A 17,130-nucleotide genomic window follows, 5' to 3' on the forward strand; every position below is an offset into this window, starting at 1 on the left:
GATCACTTCTTCTCCTCCTTGCCGGCGTCAGCCGCCTGCTGTGCCTGCACCTCGGTCTCGTCCAGATAGCGATAGGTCTTGACCGTGCCGGACAGCTCCAGCGCACCGCTGCGGGCGTTGCCGCTGGCCTTGTCCTTGGGCTTGAGGTTGATGTCGTGCATGGTCAGGATGACCACGCGCGGCAGCGACGCCACGCCACTGACGAAAGCACCGAACTGGTGGTAACTGCCCACCATGCGCAGCTTGATCGGCTTTTCGGCGTAGAACTCCTTGACCTGCTCCTGCTCCGGCTCGAACAGCTCGTTGGTCAGGCCGCTGGACAACGCCGTCTGCGAGATGTCGATGATCAGGTCCGGCATTTCGGTCTTGCTGGGCAGCTGCCGCAACATCTGCTGCAGCACCTGTTCCATCTGTGCCAGCTGCTGCTTCAGCGGTGCCAGGTTCACCGCGCGCTCCTGCTGCTTGGTGAACTCGGCACGCAGGTCGACTTCCTTCGATTCCAGGCCGGCCAGTTCCTCGCGCTTGCCACTGATCAGCAGCATCCACGCAACGAACATGATCACCAGCGCCAACAGCGAGCAGAAGACGATCTTGGCCTTCTGCGGCCAGTTGCCGATGTCGTTGAAATCCAGGTTCTTCAGATCGATTTTCTGGCTCATGCGCGATCCCCCTGCAGCGGGGCGTTGAAGGCCTGCGGCGGCTGCGCCAGGCGGCTGCCCTCGGGCTTCGGCGCAGGCTTGGCAGCCGGGGCTGCCGGCTGGTTCGGCGCGGCCGGGGTGGCAGCAGGTGCGTTGACCGGAGCGGGTGCGGGTGCAGGTGCAGGTGCAGCCGGGGCAGCAGCGGGCTGGCCTGCGGCCGGTGCGGCGGGCGCTGCTGCATCCGGGCCGGCGGCAAGCGGGGCTACTGCAGGCGGAGCCGGCGTTGCCACCGAACCGTCTGCGTTGAGGCCTGGCGTACCGGCCACTTCCTCACTCTGTGCCGGCAGCTTCACCTTGACCACGAACACATAGGGCAGCGCCTTGATGTCGGCCAGCGGGCCAACCTTGCCGTCCTTGTCCTTCTCGGGATCACGCGCTTCGATGATCGACAGTTCCGGGTTGGTCATCCAGCCGGAGGTCTCCAGGTTGCGCATGTACGCCGAAACACGGGCGTTGGACTGGGTGCGCCCTTCCAGGGTCAGCACGTCGCCTTCCTGCTTCAGCGCGGTCAGCACCAGGCCATCGGGAATCGTGCGCACCAGCGCATCGAACAGGTGCACCATCTGCGAGCGCTTGGCCTGCAGTTCCTCAATGACCTTCTTGCGGGCCAGCAGGCGTTCCTTCTGCGCGTCGAGGCGGTCGATCTCCTTGTTCTGTTCCTTGACCTTTTCGATCTCGGCTTCCAGATAGGCGTTGCGGTCCATCTGGCCGCTCACCTGGCGGTCGTAATAGAACCAGATCAGCAGCGACAGCAGCAGGCCACCGACAGCGGCCATGCCCAGCATTGCGTAGAACTCGCGCTGGCGTTGCTTGCGCCGCTCGGCGCGCCAGGGCAATAAATTGATGCGTGCCATCAGTCGAAGCTCCTCAGCGCCAGACCGGTGGCGATCATCAGCGCGGGGGCATCCTGGGCCAGCGCATGTGCGTTCACCTTCGGCCCCAGGGTCATCTGCGCCAGCGGGTTGGCGACCACGGTCGGCACGCCCAGCTGTTCCTCGACCATTTCCGGCAGGCCGCCGAGCACGGCGCAGCCGCCGGCCAGCACGATGTGGTCAACGCGGTTGAACTCGCTGCCTGCGTAGAAGAACTGCAGCAGGCGGCTGATCTGCTGGACCGTGGCTTCCTTGAACGGCTCCAGCACTTCCATCTCGTAGCTTTCCGGCAGCCCACCCTGGCGCTTGGCCAGGCCGGCTTCCTCGTAGCTCAGGCCGTAACGGCGCATGATCTCGTCGGTCAGCTGCTTGCCACCGAACACCTGTTCGCGGCTGTACAGGCTGCGGCCGCCGCGCAGGACGTTGAGGGTGGTCATGGTGGCGCCGATATCGACCAGCGCGACCACGCCCTCGATGGACACCGGCAGCTCGCTGGCGACCAGGGCGTAGGCGTTCTCGACCGCGAAGGCCTCCACGTCCATCACCTTGGCCTGCAGGCCCCCCAGTTCCAGGGCCGACTGGCGCAGTTCCACGTTCTCCGAACGCGACGCGGCCAGCAGCACCTGGACCATCTCCGGGTTGTTCGGGATCGCCCCGATCACCTCGAAGTCCAGGTTCACTTCCTCGATCGGGTACGGAATGTAGTTGACCGCTTCCAGCTCGATCTGGGCTTCCATGTCGTTTTCGTCGAGCTCGGCCGGCATCGGGATCACCTTGGTGATCACCGCCGAACCGGCGACGGCGGCAGCGGCCAGCTTGGCCTTGCTCCCCGAGCGGTTCATCGCACGGCGGATGGCCTCACCCACGGCCTCCACTTCCACGATGTTCTTCTCCACCACCGCGTTCGGCGGAAGAGGTTCCACGGCGTAATGTTCCACACGAAAACGGTTGCCACTGCGGGACAGCTGCAAAAGCTTTACCGCAGTCGAACTGATGTCGACGCCTACAAGCGGCGACTGACTTTTTGGGATGAGCCCCACGGTTTCTCCCCTGCCGACGGGCACTTGGACGCAAGACCTGCGCCCGAGCATTAATAACGTATTCTTAGCAAATGGCAACGGCCCTGCTGTGAAGTCCCTCACGGATTCACCATGCAGCCCCTGACTGTTCCCCTTGCGCTCCCCGGCGACGACCCCAGCCGCCACCTTGCGTAATCTATACTCTGCGACCACGAAATTCGCAATCGGAATCTGAACCCGATGACTCGACTCCGCCGCTGGCTGCGCTGGATCTTCCTGATTGTCCTGGTCCTGGCGCTGATCGGCGCGGCCGCCGTAGGCGGTCTGTACTACGCCGTGTCCTCCAAGCTTCCCGACGTGCAGACCCTGCGCGACGTGGAAATGCAGGAGCCGATGTACGTCTACGCTGCCGACGGCAAGCTGATGGCGGTGTTCGGCGAGACCCGGCGTACCCCGATCACCATGAAGGACGTGCCCGAGCGCCTGAAGCAGGCCTTCCTGGCCACCGAGGACGCCCGCTTCTACGAGCACGGCGGCGTGGACTACATGGGCATCGGCCGTGCGGTGTGGCTGCTGGCCACCACCAACGACAAGCGCGTGCCGGGTGGCTCCACCATCACCCAGCAGGTGGCCCGCCAGTTCTTCCTCAGCTCCGAGTACAGCTACACCCGCAAGCTGGCCGAGATCCTGCTGGCGCGGAAGATCGAGTCCGAGCTGAGCAAGGACGAGATCTTCGAGTTGTACCTGAACAAGAGTTTCTTCGGCAACCGCGCCTACGGCGTGGCCGCCGCCGCCGAGTTCTATTACGGCAAGAAGCTGAACGAGCTGGACCTGGACGAGATGGCCTCGCTGGCCGGCATCCCCAAGTTCCCCTCGTCGGGCAACCCGATCTCCAACCCGGAGCGCGCCCGCCAGCGTCGTGACAACTATGTGCTGCAGCGCATGGCCGACCTGAAGTTCGTCAGCCAGGCCGAGGCCGACGCGGCCAAGGCCGTGCCGATGCACGCCACCGCGCATGAGCCGCCGGTGCAGGTCGATGCCCCGTACGTGGCCGAGCTGGTGCGCCAGGAAATGATCGCCCGCTTCGGCGGTGACGTGGTCAACAAGGGCTACCACGTCACTACCACTATCGATTCGACCCTGCAGACCGCCGCCAACCAGTCGGTGCGCGACGGCCTGCTGCTGTACGACCACCGCCACGGCTGGCACGGCGTGGAGAAGCAGGTCCAGGTGGGTGCCGGCGAAGACGCCGCCGCCCTGGCCGAGCACCTGCGTGGCCTGTACGGCCAGGCCGGCCTGCTGCCGGCCATCGTTGCCAGCACCGGTGCCGATGGCAGCGCCACCGTGGTGCTGGCCAACCGCAGCGAGATCGTGCTGCCGGCCGGTGCCGCCAAGTGGACCAACAAGACCCCGGGCAAGCTGGTGCAGCGCGGTGACATCGTGCGCGTGCGTGCCGGTGCCAAGGAAGGTGAGTGGCTGCTGGATCAGCTCCCGCGCGGCCAGTCCGCGCTGGTCTCGCTGGATGCCCACAGCGGCGCGCTGAAGGCGCTGGTTGGCGGTTTCAGCTTCTCCGGCAACAAGTTCAACCGTGCCACCCAGGCCCGCCGCCAGCCGGGTTCGAGCTTCAAGCCCTTCATCTACGCCGCGGCCTTCGACAAGGGCTACAACCCGGCCTCGATCGTGCTCGACGCACCGGTCGTGTTCCGCGACCGCCGCGGCAAGACCTGGGCGCCGCAGAACGACGGCGGCGGCTTCCGCGGCCCGATGCGCCTGCGTGAAGCACTGGTGCAGTCGCGCAACCTGGTCTCGGTGCGCCTGCTTGATGGCATGGGCGTGGACTACGCGCGCAAGTACATCAGCGAATTTGGTTTCGCCGAATCGGAACTGCCGCCGAACCTGTCGATGTCGCTGGGTACGGCGTCGCTCACCCCGCTGTCGGTGGCCCGTGGCTACGCTGTGTTCGCCAACGGCGGCTCGCGCGTGGACACCTGGCTGATTGATCAGGTCAATGACCGCGACGGCAACCTGGTGTTCAAGGAAAATCCTGCCCTGGCCTGCCGCGACTGCGCCGGCAGCAGCGACCAGCCGGTGAACCAGGTGGTGGACGGCTTCAACTTCGGCGCCCCGGCCCCGAAGGTGGACCCGGCCGCTGCGGCCAAGGCCGAAGCCAAGGCCGAGACCCCGGCCGCGCCGGTCAACCCCGATGCCCGCACCGCCCCGCGCGCGATCGACGCCCGCACCGCCTACCAGCTGGTGTCGATGATGCGCGACGTGGTCCAGCGCGGTACCGGTGCCCAGGCCAAGGTACTCGGCCGCGAGGACGTGGGCGGCAAAACCGGCTCCACCAACGACCACCGTGACGCCTGGTTCTCCGGCTTCGGCGGCCCGTACGTGACCACTGTGTGGGTGGGCCGCGACGACTTCCGCTCACTGGGCTACCGCGAATACGGTGGCAAAGCCGCCCTGCCGATCTGGATCGACTACATGCGCACCGCGCTGAAGGACACCCCGATCGCGCAGAACGATCCGCCCAGCGGCATGGTCCAGGCCACCCTCAATGGCGCGACCGAGTGGGTGAAGGTGGAAGACATGGACCGCCTGACCGACTACGACCTGAACCTCAATACGCCGCAGGCCGACGCCGCCGCGTTCGATATCTTCTGAGGAAGGGACAGGTGGGTGCCAACCTTGGTTGGCGCTGCCCTTTGTAGAGCCGAGCCCATGCTCGGCTTCGGGGGCCCGCGGTAGAGCAGCCGAGCATGGGCTCGGCTCTACAGGATCAACGGCACCCGTTTGCCGTGGTAGCTGCCAACCGTTGGTTGGCATCGCCGCGCCATACCCACGCAGATGTCACATCCCTGCGCTACTCTGTACCCAGGTCGCAACAGGGAGTCATCGCATGCACCGCGCCCGTCAGCATGCTGCCAGCCAGACCCGCGAGCGGCGCCACCGCCTCGCCCACGAAGCCGCCCGCCTGATGGCCGAAGGCGGCATCCGCGACTACCACCAGGCCAAGCTGAAGGCCGCCAGCCGGCTCGGCATCCACGACGATGCCTCCCTGCCCCGCAATACCGAGATCGAAGACGCCCTGCGCGAGTACCAGCGGCTGTTCTCCGGGCCCCAGCACGGCAACGAACTGCAACGCCGCCGCGAGGCCGCGATGCGTGCGCTGGAGTTCCTGCACGGCTTCTCCCCACGTCTGGCTGGCCCGGTGCTGGACGGCACCGCCGACGCCAACAGCCCCGTGCAGCTGCACCTGCACAGCGACGACCCGGAGGCCGTGCATCGCTTCCTGGACGAGCACGGCATCCCCGCCGAATCACGGACGCGCCGCCTGCGCATGGACCGCGAACGCTGCCTGGATGTACCGGTGTGGGTGTTCAGTGCCGAGGAACTGACCTTCGACCTGGCCGTACTGCCGTACGACGCCCTGCGCCAAGCACCGCTGTCGCCGGTGGATGAGAAGCCGATGCGGCGCGCGTCTGTCGCGCAGTTGCGGCAGGTGCTGGCCGAGGCGGAGATCACCGCGTACATCGGCGGATGACGGTAGCGCCGGCCCATGGCCGGCGAGCGCAGCGGTACCTGCCAGTGGTAGGTGCGGACCGTTGGTCCGCACCGTGCTTCAGGCAACCGATTGCCGACCGTAGAGCAGTCGAGCGCGGCTCGACTCTACAAAAGCTGCGCTACCTGCTCTGGCAGATGCCGCCCATCATGCTCCCGCTACCAGACGAAACGGGTATCGCGCAGCGGGTCGCTGAGCAACCGCGGCAACCAGGGCGCGGGGGCCCGCTGTGGATACTCCCGCATCATATGCGCATGCATGGCCTGCAGGTCCCGCAGCAAGCCGGCCTGAAAGTAGACGTCGTTGAACGTATCCGACCACCCACTCTTCACCCGCTCACGCTCGCCGCCCTTCAAGAGCGGCATCTGGTCCAGCGGCACGTCCAGGATCGTCGCCAGTGAGGCGTTGATCTGCGCATTCTCCACAGCGGCCTTGCGCACGGGATCCAACCGATCCCGAATCTGCCGGCAGTCGTAGGGAAAGCACCCGCCTGTGACGTTGATGTAGTCAGCGATGTCCGCCAGCATGTCGGCCTTCAGCCGCCACACCACTTCGCTGTCCATCACCTGCCGTACCCGCATCGTGCGAAGCGTACTCGCCCGCACGTCCTCCGGCGTGGTGAACTCGGCCCCCCGCGTGCTGCCAGCGTGGCGCACCAGCACGATGCGATGGATCGCCTCGTGGGTGACGCCCTCGATGCGCAGCGCCGCTGTATCCGGATGTATGCGCGGCGGCGGCACGCCCAGCATCTGCCACATGTACCACAGGACCAGCAGTAGACCGACGATGCACAGACCGCTCATCAGCGTCCACAGATCCAGGTTCCGTGTGTAGTACCGATAGCGCGCCCGCCAGATATAGAACGTGCGATAGCTGATGAAGCCGCTTACCCATCTGTACATTGCCATCTCCTTGGCCAGGACCCCGGCGCGACGGGGTGGATTACGCGCGTCACGCCGGGGCTCCATCGCTTACCAGCCGATGCCCACACCCACGCCCATGCTGCGTTCACCGCTGTTGGTGAACGCACCATTGAGGCTGAAGGTGGCTGAGCCCTTTTCGTTGAGCACGCGCTGGTAGCCCACCGCCATGGCCGATTCGCCTTCGGCATAGCCCACGCCCGCGCCGAGACGGTTGTAGGTGGCCAGGCCGGCGGTGTTCATGGCCATGGCCGTCTGCGCACTGCTCATCGCGGCCATGCGGTTGAAGCGCTTGTCCATCTTGTCCAGGCGGCGTTCGAAGTTGCTGATGGCGCCATCGGTGTACTCGTTGGCGCGGGCCAGCATCTTCTCCAGTTCAGCGGTATCGACCTGTGGCGTGGGCGACGGCGTGTCGTCCTTCTTCGACTTCGGCTGCGGCGTGGGCGACGTGCCCTCGCCTGCCGAAGCCACCTGCGGCGAATCGCCGGCTTCCGGCGTTGGCGTGACCTGTTCGGTGGGTGCGGCCGAAGCCGTAGCCAACGCACGCGACTGCGGCTGGCCGTCGACGCGCTGCTCCAGGCCATCCATGCGGCCATTGAGCTGCTGCTGCACGGCATGCAGCTGGCCACCGTTGACCGCTTCGCGGCTGCCGGCGGCAATCAGGCCGTTGGCCACGTTGGAGATGACCATGCCGTTGGCGCCGGCCAAGGTGAGCTGGGCGGAGCCGTCGCTGCGGGTGGACGGCGCTTCCTGGAAGACCGAGCGGAGCTGGGTTTCAACGCGGTCCATGCGGGAGCCTGTGCTGACTACGGCGGAGTCCAAGGTGGTGAGTGCGTCGTTGACGGTGCTCTGGTGCTGCCCCTGAACGGTGAAGCCGGGGGTGGTGACATTGCCGTTGGCGTCGATGTTGCCACCAAGGGTGGACAGGGCGCCGCGGAGCTGGCCGATGGTGGCTGCGTCGTTGGCGTTGCGGCCGTTGGCTACGTTGACGAGGCGGCGCTGGTATCGGCTGTTTCCGAAGGACGCCGTGTCAGCTTCCGTGGCGATCGCACCCATGCCAATAGCGACAGACCTGACCGCACCGACTTCTGTTCTGCTAACTAAGCCTAGCGCCACGCTATCAGCCCCTGCTGCACGTGACCCAGCACCGAGAGCGAATGCACCTTCTGCCCCCTCCTCAACCAAGGCACCTCTACCCAGCGCAACCGAATTCTTGCCCCAAGCAATCGCATAAGCGCCAAGGGCTGTTCCACCCTCGTTTCCATCCTGCGGTGTCGCCTGCGCGGATTCACCAATCGCAACACCAAACGATCCAGCCTTGGCGTCCTCACTCAGATCATCCCGACCGATCTTAAAGAATCGATGAGTCGATTCCACGCTCGCGATTCGATCATTGGTCGCATAAAGCTGACCACCGTTAACTGCATCAGTACTGAAGGCAGATGAGATGTCACCCGAATCAATCCCAGTCAATCGCGATCCAGCGAAATCGATCGGTCCACCGCGCAGATCAAGTACTTCCTGGAGGGCATGCTTCACACCTCCTTCTGAAATGCTCTTCATACGCTCGATTTCATCCCCATTCCTAGCGATTTCCTGCTTGGCTGCGTACAGCTGACTACCCGTAACTGCATCACGGCTACCTGCAGCAATACGCCCATCGGCCAGATTCGACAGAACCATGCCTTGCGCACCTGCCAGATTCAGCTGACCAACTCCATCCACCCGGGTCGAGGGTGATTGTTGGAACGTCGCACGCAGCTGACCTTCGAGGCCATCTACGCGACTGTCTGACCTGACGACTGCACCATCAAGCGTAGCCAAGGCATCTCCGACATTGTTCTGCACTCCGCCTTGCACACCATAGACAGGAGCAACAATATCGCCTCCTGGGCCAATGCCAGCGCCGCCTCCAAGCGCAGCTAGGGCGTCACTCAACTGACCAATTGTCGATGCGTCACTCTCACTCATACCCCGGGCAACATTTACAAGCCGGCGCTTCAATGCGCCCTCTCCAAAGGAGACCGTTAACACGTCATTCGCGATAGAGCCAGCACCAATCGCGACACTGTTGAATGCACCTTCCGCAACCGAACTTCCGGCGCCGATTGCAACACCCTTTGCCGACTCAACCGATGCCCTTACTCCCAGGGCGAAACCATCTTCAGCGTTAGCCGCGACACTGGCAGCCCTCCCGAGCGCGACGGAGTTCTTACCCTCTGCTACGGCGAAACTACCGAGTGCCACTGCCCCCTCGCCTTCGGCCCTTGTCGAATCACCGACTGCTACTGCAACCAAGCCTGTGACCGCCTCAACGCCCGGTCCACCACTGCCGACTGAAACAAGCTCTCCAGCTTCAGCGAGCTCCTCCAACCTTGCGTTGGTCGCAAACAACTGCCCTCCATTCACGGCATCCGTACTGGTCGCAGAACTGATATCACCCGCCGCCACGCCCGATACGCGCGCACCTTCCATATCCACCAAGCGACGATCAGCACTGAACTTAACCACGCCATCCAGATCCGGATCGAAGTTATCGAAGTCCGCACGCAGCGCATCCAGCTCGACCCGGTTGTCAGCGATACGCCCGTCTTGATCCGTCAGCTGCTGCGCATGCCCGGCCAGGGCCTGTCGCTGCGTCTCCACCAAGGCGTTGGTTGCAAACAGCTGCTGCCCAGTCACCGCATCCGTGCTGCCCACGCTCAGCGTGCCGTTGGCGATGTTGTAGATACGCCGCTTGCCACCGCTCTTGTTTGCGACATCCACGATGGTCCCAGTGTTCTCTGCACCCAAGCGAACGTTGCCGCTCGCAGATACCTGCCCCACCAGTCCGCCCAAGGCATCAGCCTTCTGCACAGCGCCATCGGCCACGCCACGGGCGGCGTCGGCCGCCGTCTTCGCCGCGGTTGCCGCCGTGCGCACGCTGGTCACTTCGCTGTTGGTGGCATTGAGCTGCTGCCCGGTCACTGCATCCGTGCTGGACGCACTGAGCACGCCATTGGCCAGATTCTGCAGTTTGCGCTTGGCGCCACTCTTGTTGGCCACGTCGACGACGGTGCCGGTGTTGTCTGCACCCAAGCGCACGTTGCCACTTGCCGACACCTGCCCCACCAGGCCATCCAGTACCGCCACGCGCGCCTGCGCACCGTCCGCGGTCGCCTTCACAGCAGCCACGCTGGTGTTGGTGGCATGCAGCTGCTTGCCGGTCACCGCTTCACTGCTGGACGTACTCAAGGCGGCATCCGCCACGTTGACCACTTTGCGCTTCAACGAGTCATTGCCCACCGAGACCTGATTGGTCCCAGTCGTTGCTGAGCCATTACCCAGCGCAACCGCGCCTGCATGTGCCGCATTGGCGCGATCACCTAGCGCCAGCGCGCTCTGTGCCTTAGCACTCGCCTGATTACCCAGTGCCGAGGCATACAGGCTGCTGGCAACCGCCCCGCGCCCGACCGCCGTGGCCTGGTTGGCCGACGCGTTGCTCTGGAAGCCCAGAGCGGTGGCGTGCGTGCCTTTGCCAGACGCCTCATGGCCGACGGCAACGCCTCGATCACCCGTTGCGACGGCATCCAATCCAAGCGCCACCGCACCGTTGCCACTGCGGGTTCCAGCACCGATGGACACACCCGCGTTGCCACTGATCTTGTTACCCGCGTCATCCACCGTCGCGCGAGCGTCTGCGCCCATGGCGACGCTCTTGCCGTTGTAGGCTTTGGCGTTGTTGCCCAGCGCGGTACTGATGCCGTAGCTGGCCTGCTCCGCGACAGCTCCCGCGCCAAGGGCCACTGCGCTGGCGTTCAGCCGTGTAGCCGTCGCGTCGGCTGCTGCCTGCGCCTTGCTGACATTGGCGTTGGTTGCATTGAGCTGCTTGCCCGTCACCGCCTCGGTGCTGGTCGTGCTCAGCGCCCCATCCTTCAGGCCAGTGATAGTGCGAACAGCATTGGACTTGTTGCGGACATCCAGCACGGTGCCGGTGTTCTCGCCGCCAAGGCGCACGTTGCCACTGGCCGAGACTTGGCTGACCAGGCTGCTGACCGCATTGGCCTTGGCCAACGCTGTGTTGGCATTGGTATTGGCCGTAGTGGCCATGGACTGCGCTGCCGTGGCCGTCGTCTTCGCCGCGTCGGCCGCCGTCTGAGCAGTCGCCACATTGGCGTTGGTTGCACTGAGCTGCTTACCCGTCACGGCTTCAGTGCTGGATGTAGAAAGCGCCCCATCCTTCAAGCCGGTGATGCTGCGAACAGCATTGGACTTGTTACGGACATCCAGCACGGTGCCGGTGTTCTCACCACCCAGCCTTACGTTGCCACTTGCTGATACCTGGCTGACCAGGCCGCTGACCGCATTGGCCTTCGCCAGCGCTGTGCTGGCGTTGGTGTTGGCCGTGTTGGCGGTGGATTGTGCTGCCGTGGCTGTCGTCTTCGCTCCATCGGCCGCCGTCTGGGCCTTGGTGACGTTGGAGTTGGTGGCATACAGCTGCTTACCAGTGACCGCATCACTGCTGGTCGAGTTCAGCCGCGCATCGGCCACATTGACTACCCGCCTTTTCACGCTGGCGCTACCGACCGAAACGGTGTTGGCCTCTGTGGCAAGCGATCCACGACCAAGTGCCACAGTGCCATTTGCCGATGTCTTTGCACCATAACCAACAGCCACACCGTCGTACTCTGCGAGCGATTCCCCGCCCAGTGCGATTGCACCCGTCCAGCCACTACTGCCCGCGTACGCATCACCACCGATGGCAATCTTGGAGATGCCTGCGCCGGGATTCGTCATGGAACCACTTCCCACGGCAATGGAGTTTTCGGTTTGAGCCTTGGCATTCTGCCCAAGCGCCGTTGCTCCAATCCCGTTGGCCCTACTGTAGGTGCCTACAGCAGTGCCATATCCACCGTTCTCGGTGACCGCATAGTGACCGAGCGCAATGCTGTTATCTCCCCATGCCTCCGAGAGACTCCCAAGTGTCACGCTTCTCGCACCCGCGGCACGGCTGCTGATACCTGCCGCGAGACTATGTTCACCGCTGGCACGTGCTTCCGACCCAAGTGCCATGGACTCCTTGCCGTCGATGACACTCCAGTTGGCCCGCGACGTGTTGCTGTACACATCGCCACGATTGACTGCCCGGGTCTCGAATGCGCGCCCACTGTCGCCAGCCGTTGCGACGAAGGCACTCATTGTCTGTCGTGCCCACCAGGCTGTGTCATCTTCGTCATCCTCGCGCGCGCCAGCAGTCGGCACCACCAGCAACGAAAGAAGCACAAGACCCCCTGCACGAACGGTGGAAGACGCTTTCCCGCGCGATGGCGCCAGTTCGCTGGCCACCACCCAGCACTGACGGGCGCGACTCCATAGACGGCGATAGATACGATTCATTGGATCTCCTTAACAAAGGTGTCAGAAAGAACCCCGCCAGCACCGCTGGCGGGGCTGGGAAGTCAACCGGCGCTGGGCGCCAGGGTCTGCACGTGCTCGCGATAACCATCGCGGGTCAGCCGGTAGCGCAGTTGCAGCGTGTGTCCCGGCTGCACGGGGAAAGGCAGTTCCAGTGCACTGCCCGGATACAGGCTTCGCGACACGTCGTGCGCGGTGCAGCGCGCACCATCGCAGTCCGCGATGCTGGTGATGCCCACGCGCACCGTGCCGGTGTTGCGCAGGCGATTGCCTTCCACCTGCACCGCCATGGCTGCCTGCGCAGGCAGCACATTGACCAGCGCGCCCCAGACCAGGCTGACGCCGATGTTGGCCTGTGCACGCTCACCCTCGCCTGCGCGTTCAATCCCTTCAGGGCCACGCACACCTTCGAAGTACACGCGGTAGGCGGTTTCCTTCTCGACTGGCTGCAGCGGAATCACCCGGATCAGGCGATTGCCGCCACCGGCCAGCGCGAACTTGCCGGGGGTGATGGCGATGGCGGCTTCGCCGGGCTCGACCTCGACCTCGTGTTCCTCTGCGCCGGCGGGATTGACGATGCGCTTGATCGAGGCCTGCACGTACTGCGGCTGGGTGGACTGCGAATAGATGCGGATCTGCGCGCCCTTCTTCACGTCTACCGATGTGCGCATGGGGTGCACGGTGAGATTGGCGTGGGCAGGCATCGCCATCAGCAGCGACAAGGGAAGCAGGCAGCGAATGAGAGGCTTCATCGGGGGCTCCATGGGAATCAGGGCGTGACAGTGGGAACGCGCAGTTCCACCTTGAGATCGCCGTCGTAATAGCCGGGGCGTTTGCTGCTGACCGGCACACGTGGGGTGTCCAGCGTCAAAGGCGTGGGCACGCAGAACACCGGCTGTGTCATGCCGGGTAACAGCACCAGGCGCAGCTTTGCGGTATCGATGCCATGCAGCAGCTGCTCCACGCCGTTGCGCAGGGGTATGGCGCTGCCGTTGTGATCGAGGGTGACGGTGTAGTCCACGCGCTGCGTGGCATCACTGCCGCCGTCGGTATGCCAGACCGAATAGCCGGAAGGCCCCGGAGGACGTGGCCCGCTATCGCGCACGGTGACGCCCAGGTACTGGCTTTGCGAACCCAGTCCGTCGTACAGGCACATGTCGAGTTGAGTTCGGCCGCCGACGGTCTGTGCGATCGGGTCGTACTGCAGGTTCAGGCCAACGTGCGGAGTGACCTGATCGAAGAGCGGGAAGTAGATGGAGACCGCGTTGTAGTCGGTGATGGCAAGTTCGAAATCGAACTTGTACGTTGCGATGCCCGAATGAGAGGGCGTGTGCAGCGAGAGAGCCAGTTGGGCCTTCCATTTTCCTGCAACCAATCTCTCAAGCTGCTGCCTCTGTATCTCCATCGATACAGCAGTGCCTACAGGCTTTCCGAAGCATGGCGTGAAAGTCGAAGACCATATGTAGCGAGTCGAGCTGTCCCAATAGTCCAGGCTGCAGTCAACTGTGGCGTCACCTCGACGCAGATCGGCTGTTACTTCAAGCTCCTCGGTCATTCCACTTCGCTGTTCGGTGAAACGAAGGGGGATAACGCTCTTGAGGTTTGTCGCATTCTCCAGCGTGTCATTGACCGGGCATCTTCCGGTCGCGGCGTCACTGCTCGAGTTGCACGTCAGATAGAGACTCCCGTAGTCAAGCGTCCCAGGCAGCTCATAGCCCAACACAGTCCTCGGCGCCCACAACTCGATATCCCCCGGAATCGCAGAGCGATCCCAGCCCATCACGATGTCGCGATGCTCACTCGTCGGATGCGTCTCCGGCGGCTGCTGCGCCATCGCCCTCGGCGCCAATACCACCAGCGCACACAGCACCGCCATCACCCACCACACCCGGCGGCTCACTGCGCACCTCCTGCGGCCGCGGTCTGCGGCGTGGCGGCAATCAATGCCTGCTCCTGCAGCAGTCGCGTCACCCGTGCCTGATGGCGGATGTCGGCGGGCAGCTGCGCCACGGCCAGCGGTTCGCACTGCACGGCGCCCACCAGCATCACCACGCTGCGGCGCTCGCGCACCTGCAGCGGGCAGTGCAGCAGGCGGTCGTCCTGCAGCAGGTACAGGGTCTTTTCGCGTCGTGGGAAGTCGGCCACGAAGCCTCCGTTGCTGCCGGTGCCGGGCACCGGCGCGTTGAGAATGCGGGCGCCGCGCAGCGGTGCGCCGGCGATGTCGTGGGCGTTGCCGATGAAGGTGTAGGTCACTTCAATCGGCACCGGCATGCGCACCAGCCGCCCGGGCGACAGGAACAGCGGGCGCGCGCCACCGACGCCGCTCACACGCACAGCGGCGATGCTGTCCAGTGCGCTGGCGTCCTGCACTTCGGCGCGGTGCGATTGGTAGGCCGACACCGGCAGCAGGCGGCGCTCGCCCAGCTTCAGCCGCTGCCGGCGCAGGCCGCCTACCTGCAGTTCGGCGGCCACGCCGGTCAGGTCCAGGTCGTCGGTGCCGTCCACCTGCACCGCCAGCCCGGCATCGGCGCCCACGCCTGCGCCCCAGTACAGCCCGCGCGAGCCGATGGCCAGGCCGGAACTGTGCGTAGCGCTGTACGCCACTTCATTGCCACCCTGGTGCTGGTAGCGCGATACCGTGGCGCCGGTCTGGCCGATGCGGTTCTGCAGCTGCCCGCTGAGCGTGGCGCTGTAGCGTTCGTTGTTGTTGCCGCGCAGTTCGCCCGACACTTCGCGGTACTGGTCTTCGTATTCCTGGCGCAGGGTCTGGCCGGCGCTGTAGTTGACGTCCGGTCGTGCGTGCTGCGGCTGGCGCACATCCAGGCCGTAGCGACGCTGCGAACTGCCGTGGTCGCCGCGCTGCAGGCGGTTAAGGCTGAAGTTGAAATAGATGCCGCGGTCGCGGCCATCGCGCAGGCCGCCGCCACTGGTCTGCTGCCACACGCCGATGCGGCTGGAGACACTGAACTCGCCCCAGCGCTGGCTGCGGCTGTAGCTGGCCTGCCAGGTACGGCTGAGCTGCGGCACGCGCGTGGGCTGTGGCATCCACGGCGGCAACAGCGGGTCGAGCCCGGCCAGCGGATCATCCCCCAACCCCGGCTGCAGCGTGCCTGCGCGCCAGGTCTGGCGGCGGGTATAGGCCACGTAGGCGTTGCCGCCCGCCACCGGCAGCGCCATCGAGGCGCTGAGCGAATCAGCACAACCGAGCCGGTCGCGTGCGTCGTCCTCGAACTGGCAGGCACGGCCGCGCATGCGCTGGTGGTACACATTCCACGAGGCGCGGCGACGATAGGACAGCTGATGCTGCTGGCCACGGCTGCCATCGCTGCCGTGCATGCCGCTGAAAGTGCCGCGGATCTCCTGGGTGGCGAACACATGGCGCAGGTCCAGCCGCAGTTCGCCATAGCTGAAGCCGCCGAGGTCGGCGACACCAGCCGTCACTGCCACGTTGCGCGACACCGGCACGCGCAGGCCGGCCATCGCTGCCAGCTCGTCGTTGAAACGGTCGCTGCGGCGCTCGTTACGGCGGCCGCCCTGCATGAACCACTGCACGCTGCTGTCGGTCCAGTCGCCGCCCTTGTCGAACGGCGCGTCCTCGCTGCGCACCAGCACGCCGTCTTCGTAGATGCGCAGGGTGACGGTGTAGTTGCCCAGCGGAAACCGGCGCGTATCGAGCTGGTTGATACCGGCCTGCAGGTAGAAGGTCTGCAGCAGGCGCTCGCCATCGAACGCATCCACCCGTGCATCGCGTGCCAGCAGCACGGTGAGCGGCGTGGCTTGTACGGCGGCCGCCGAATCCACGTAGGCCTGCGTGGTGCCCAGGCGCAGGCCCTGGAAGCGGTCCATCGGCAGCATGCTGAAGCTGAAGGTGCCGCCCTGCGGGCTGCTCAGGTTGCGGCGGTCCATGCGCCCGGCCTGCAGGTAGTGCTGCTGCCCCAGGTCATGGCGGTAATAGGCGTTGTCCAGCTGGAAGTCGCGGTTGGCGTGGCCGCCGCGATAGTGCTGCTGGCTGAAGGTCCAATCGGCAGACAGGTGCCCGCGCTGCAACACGCCCAGCGCGCCCATGCCCTGCGCGGCCAGCGACTGGTAGCCGCGGCCGCCGCTGACGTTGAGCGTGTGCTGGTGCAGGAAGGCATTTTCGGCATTGGCGCTGACCTGGTGGTAGCGCTCGGCGGCCGGTTCGCCGGGAATCCATTGGCGGGCGACGAACAGGCGCACGGCGCCCTCGCCTTCGTCATACAGCGCGCGCACGGCGGTGGGCTCCTCGGGGGGATCGATGTAACCGCAACCGGCGCTGGCGCCGCCATAACGGCAGGCCAGATGGCTGTTGCGCGGCAGCGGCTGCGACAGCGCCGGCAACAACGCGACCTGTGCCTCGGCCGGCAGCTGCAATGCCTGCAGCGCCTCGGCCGGGGCTTCCAGCTGCACGTGTTCCAGGGTCACGCGCACCGGCACCAGCCCGGTTGAACGGCCGAACAGGCGTACCTCGAGTTGTTCGGTCTGGCCTTCGACCAGATCCTCGAAACCGGCGGGAACGCCTCGCGCCGCGACCAGGGGCGTGGCCAACGACAGGGCGAGCGCGACCGCCAGCCGGGTGACGGCGGGTGCGGGAGATTTCATGGGGGTGTTACCGGAAGCGGCCGGCCCGGCATGCGGGCCGGCGCG

The 17,130-nt window shown here is 65.2% G+C and carries 10 protein-coding genes; 2 read left to right on the forward strand and 8 right to left on the reverse strand.

The genetic code is table 11. From position 1 onward, the window contains the following. Positions 1-2 precede the first annotated feature (2 nt). Genes AC5P6E_RS00765 through AC5P6E_RS00775 form a run of 3 tightly spaced genes read right to left on the reverse strand, consistent with a single transcriptional unit; the run spans position 3 to position 2,610 of the window. The gene (locus tag AC5P6E_RS00765; RefSeq protein WP_049410131.1) at positions 3-659 is read right to left on the reverse strand and encodes a type IV pilus inner membrane component PilO; all 657 of its coding nucleotides are present in this window, start codon (positions 657-659) and stop codon (positions 3-5) included. Further along, positions 656-1,552, reverse strand: a complete 897-nt coding sequence (locus AC5P6E_RS00770; protein ID WP_329835457.1) for a PilN domain-containing protein — start codon at positions 1,550-1,552, stop codon at positions 656-658. Before AC5P6E_RS00770 ends, AC5P6E_RS00765 begins: the two co-directional genes overlap by 4 nt. Beyond that, complete coding sequence (locus AC5P6E_RS00775) at positions 1,552-2,610, reverse strand: pilus assembly protein PilM (protein WP_010484061.1); 1,059 nt, start codon at positions 2,608-2,610, stop codon at positions 1,552-1,554. The genes AC5P6E_RS00770 and AC5P6E_RS00775 overlap by 1 nt, the downstream gene beginning before the upstream one ends. Positions 2,611-2,829: 219 nt before the next feature. Between AC5P6E_RS00775 and AC5P6E_RS00780 the strand changes: the two genes are divergently transcribed. Then, positions 2,830-5,253 carry a penicillin-binding protein 1A gene (locus AC5P6E_RS00780; protein ID WP_191863580.1) on the forward strand — a complete coding sequence of 808 codons (2,424 nt, stop codon included), beginning with the start codon at positions 2,830-2,832 and terminating at the stop codon, positions 5,251-5,253. 235 nt (positions 5,254-5,488) lie between these two features. Continuing rightward, entirely contained in the window at positions 5,489-6,133 is a 645-nt protein-coding gene (locus tag AC5P6E_RS00785; protein WP_010484059.1) for a hypothetical protein, read from the forward strand. Positions 6,134-6,309: 176 nt separating this feature from the next. Here the strand turns inward: AC5P6E_RS00785 and AC5P6E_RS00790 are convergent, their stop codons facing one another. From AC5P6E_RS00790 to AC5P6E_RS00810, 5 genes are all read right to left on the reverse strand, one after another. Continuing rightward, positions 6,310-7,053, reverse strand: a complete 744-nt coding sequence (locus AC5P6E_RS00790; protein ID WP_241874204.1) for a hypothetical protein — start codon at positions 7,051-7,053, stop codon at positions 6,310-6,312. A gap of 69 nt (positions 7,054-7,122) precedes the next feature. Then, positions 7,123-12,447, reverse strand: coding sequence for an ESPR-type extended signal peptide-containing protein (locus AC5P6E_RS00795; protein WP_329835459.1), 5,325 nt, complete (start codon positions 12,445-12,447; stop codon positions 7,123-7,125). Positions 12,448-12,509: 62 nt separating this feature from the next. After that, positions 12,510-13,217 (reverse strand): giant cable pilus chaperone protein, encoded by a 708-nt coding sequence (locus tag AC5P6E_RS00800; RefSeq protein WP_019338756.1) that lies wholly within the window; start codon positions 13,215-13,217, stop codon positions 12,510-12,512. 17 nt (positions 13,218-13,234) lie between these two features. Then, entirely contained in the window at positions 13,235-14,365 is a 1,131-nt protein-coding gene (locus AC5P6E_RS00805) for a CblD like pilus biogenesis initiator family protein (RefSeq protein WP_019338757.1), read from the reverse strand. Continuing rightward, the gene (locus AC5P6E_RS00810; protein ID WP_483698172.1) at positions 14,362-17,085 is read right to left on the reverse strand and encodes a TcfC E-set like domain-containing protein; all 2,724 of its coding nucleotides are present in this window, start codon (positions 17,083-17,085) and stop codon (positions 14,362-14,364) included. Before AC5P6E_RS00810 ends, AC5P6E_RS00805 begins: the two co-directional genes overlap by 4 nt. Positions 17,086-17,130: the final 45 nt, after the last annotated feature.

This window comes from Stenotrophomonas sp. YJH_SMC_16 (assembly GCF_059367875.1).

What these genes read in the sequence shown, in the direction of transcription:
- AC5P6E_RS00765 (WP_049410131.1), bottom strand. Translation starts at nt 659, where the DNA reads ATGAGCCAGAAAATCGATCTGAAGAACCTGGATTTCAACGACATCGGC.
- AC5P6E_RS00770 (WP_329835457.1), bottom strand. Translation starts at nt 1,552, where the DNA reads ATGGCACGCATCAATTTATTGCCCTGGCGCGCCGAGCGGCGCAAGCAA.
- AC5P6E_RS00780 (WP_191863580.1), top strand. Translation starts at nt 2,830, where the DNA reads ATGACTCGACTCCGCCGCTGGCTGCGCTGGATCTTCCTGATTGTCCTG.
- AC5P6E_RS00785 (WP_010484059.1), top strand. Translation starts at nt 5,489, where the DNA reads ATGCACCGCGCCCGTCAGCATGCTGCCAGCCAGACCCGCGAGCGGCGC.
- AC5P6E_RS00790 (WP_241874204.1), bottom strand. Translation starts at nt 7,053, where the DNA reads ATGTACAGATGGGTAAGCGGCTTCATCAGCTATCGCACGTTCTATATC.
- AC5P6E_RS00795 (WP_329835459.1), bottom strand. Translation starts at nt 12,447, where the DNA reads ATGAATCGTATCTATCGCCGTCTATGGAGTCGCGCCCGTCAGTGCTGG.
- AC5P6E_RS00800 (WP_019338756.1), bottom strand. Translation starts at nt 13,217, where the DNA reads ATGAAGCCTCTCATTCGCTGCCTGCTTCCCTTGTCGCTGCTGATGGCG.
- AC5P6E_RS00810 (WP_483698172.1), bottom strand. Translation starts at nt 17,085, where the DNA reads ATGAAATCTCCCGCACCCGCCGTCACCCGGCTGGCGGTCGCGCTCGCC.